The organism is Rhizobacter sp. P3_C12, assembly GCF_056402735.1.
This window is the reverse complement of record NZ_JBFUGW010000473.1, coordinates 1-2856: the sequence shown is the minus strand read 5'-3', so window position 1 is coordinate 2856 and position 2856 is coordinate 1. Positions and strand designations below refer to the sequence as shown.

Genomic DNA, 2856 nt, shown 5'->3' with positions numbered 1-2856 from the left:
TGCATGATCTGAGCCAAGAAATCCGCCGCCGAACGTGCGTCTAGAGACAAGCTCCTCGATGCGATCCGCAGCCAGCAGGGCGCTGGCAAGATCCGTGTTCTGCTGTATGAGGGCATTCTGGCGAGCTTCGCCAGCCACTTCTCCTCCGACCCTCAGCGCGAGCTTGGCAGCAGCCACATGGCGCCCTTGCTGTAAACAAGCTCTGAGGGCGAACATCAGGCGTTGAAGTTCTACGTCTCGTCGTTCTAAAGGGTTGAGCTCGGGCAGGCTTTCATTCGAGAGTGCGAGTGCGATCAGTTCGTCCATCCGGCCCGCGGACAGCAACAATTGAGGCAGCGCCGCCGCAACGTACGAACTGCTTGCCGCGAGGGGCTTCAGCTTTGCGAGGAATGCATCGAGTGCGGCCGCATCGGGCTTGAACGTCTCGTTGAACCAGGTTTCCGCCGGTTCGTCCAAGAAGTGCAGGCCCGCGTCCTTGACGAACAGTGGGCGCCCAAACTCAGTCGCGAACGTTCGCACTGCGCTCTCGGGCACCCCGGCGATCTGGGCCAAGATGGAAATCGGTACCAGGGGACGCAGTACCGCAAGACCCCTGCAGATGAGGTCGATCTGACTCGCTTCTGTCGGGCCCGACTCGGCTTTCAACCTGTCGACAGCCTTGGTCAGCAGGCCTCCGATTGCGCGCTGAACTGTCGTTGGCGTTGGCCCGAGTGCCATGAGCATGTCGCCGATGGGCGGGACACCTTCCATAGCCAAGGCCTGAACCCGGGGGTTGTCACTGCTGAGATAGGCGAACTCCGCGGTCTCGGCGTCTGTTGCGTCTGGGTAGGTGAGCCGTAGATGCGTGGCGCTCTCCGTCTTAGAGAATGACTCCAGCTTGATCACAAGAGTGTCGAGTGGAGCCCCCAGATGCTCTCGACGGTGGGATCGACACGTGAAAGCCAATCGCACCCCGTCGGGCATGTCAGCGTTGATCAGGTCATATACAAAGGCGCGCTCACCAATCTCATGTGCGGCCATGTATGCGTTGTCAGCTGCATCGATGATGATGCAAAGGCTCGCTTGGGGAGTACGAGCCCGTAGAAGATCGAGCGCTTGCTTGAGCCGTGATACGAAGGCTCGCATGAACGCTTTGGGATCGGCGCCCGTGGACGGAATCAACGGAAGGCAAAGCTGCTGGGCTGCAAGTTCATTCGCGATCTGGACGAGAGCGTCGCGATACCGATGGCGGTACTTCAAGGCCTGGCGGTACGTCCCGTCACCAAAGCAGTCGTACAGCACTGCGACCGACCCCTCGGGCATGGCGCGGGCCAGACGTGCCGACAGAGTTGACTTGCCCACGCCACCGTCTGCATGGATGACCACGGGGCGTTGCGCGGCAAGCAACGCCGTCAGTATGTCCGCCTGCTGCGCCCGCGGGAGCACCTGTTTTGGCTCGGAGATTAATGAGGGCGCAGGCAGGAGATCGATCTCAGTCACTTGCAAGACGCGAAGCACGTCGTAGAGCCGGATCGAACGGTCCTTCGCCCCCTCGTCTGCGGCTTTGCGAGTGACCAACTCCTTCAGTTGCAGGGGGGCGTCAGCGTCTGGCTCCGACATGTACGCGCTAAGATCCTGGCTCAGCAGATTGCGCTGCTCCCACAGATCGGGCTCGCCGGCTTCTACCGAAAAGGCTTTAAAGAAGCGCTGCACATTGCCGCCTGCCGGCTTCGCATAACGCATCAGCAGGCGGGCAGTTGCACCGTGGCGCGGTGCCTTAACGCCCGCGGCGATGTCGGCCAAGGCTTCAAGAACGCCTTCGTCGATTGGTCTGTTGGTCAGAAAGCTGAATCTCACCCTCTCGGCCAAGACGTCGATTCCGAGCGTGTTCTCCAAGTCCTTGAAGCGTTTGGCGAAACCGGCCATGGTCTTGGCCAGACCGCTCGCTGTCCACGACTGGTGCGCCTGTTTGGATGAATGCTTGAGCTGTACATAACGGATGGCCTTGGCCTCAGTCAGCTCCTCGCTTCCGTAGTAAAGGCCGACGTCAATGACCTCATCGCCAGCGTCCGTCGAGGCATCACCTTCGGCCAGCGATGCCCCTTCAATCGACACCGCCACAAGACCGTCTTTCCCGGCAAGAAGCCCGAGGCATTGCCGAGCAGCCCACTGATAGTGGAACTGGTCTCCGCTTCTAGAAGGGCCTACAGAACCTAGTGTCGCCATGTGTTTTGACGCTCCCTGCAATGTTTGTCTTTCCGCGAAGCATACTTTTGGCGCCGGCGTACCACTTACGCTAGTTTGCCCTCTCCGCTGGGGCGATGACCGCAGCGAGTACAAGACCGTGCCGTCAGAGTCAGAAGTTGAGTGGCTGCAACCGCAGCGTGGCCGCGAAGAATGTCTGCGGGGCAACGGACTGCTCGGGGTCGTTCGCGCGGATTCTGGCCAGAGAGAAGCAGTCCAGCGAGTAGGATGGGTCTTCGCCGTCGCGCAAACCGGTCCGAACGTCCTTCGTCGAGCGAGAGCAGCGCGCGCATCGGGATTGCGCTGCGCAAGACATCGCGCAGCGGCTTCGCGTCAAGCCGGCGAAGCTCGACGACATCGAACAGGACGGCAACGCGTTGCCGTAGATCAGGTCAGTGCCATACGCCTTCCGCCTAGGGAACCGCTGATTTATTCGGGCAGATCTCGATGGCCGAACGAGGCGTGGACAGCGAGGATGGTTGCATGAAACAGACGAGCTTTGCGAGCCTGGAGTACGCGGGCAAGAAGCGCCAGACGAGGCGCGAGAAGTTCCTGGGCGAGATGGAGCGCGTGGTGCCGTGGTCGGCGCTGTGCGGCTTGATCGAGCCGCACTATCCGCGCAGCGGCCGCGTC

At 61.0% G+C, this 2856-nt stretch carries 1 protein-coding gene and 1 pseudogene; one reads left to right on the top strand and one right to left on the bottom strand.

Going from position 1 to position 2856, the window contains the following annotated elements; all coding sequences use genetic code 11:
- Positions 1–2100: ATP-binding protein (locus AC1DXV_RS33340; protein WP_477937831.1), on the bottom strand; the 2100-nt coding region annotated here is incomplete at its 3' end.
- A gap of 606 nt (positions 2101–2706) precedes the next feature.
- Here AC1DXV_RS33340 and AC1DXV_RS33335 point away from each other — a divergent pair.
- Positions 2707–2856 (top strand): annotated as a pseudogene (locus AC1DXV_RS33335) (IS5/IS1182 family transposase); the annotation flags it as partial.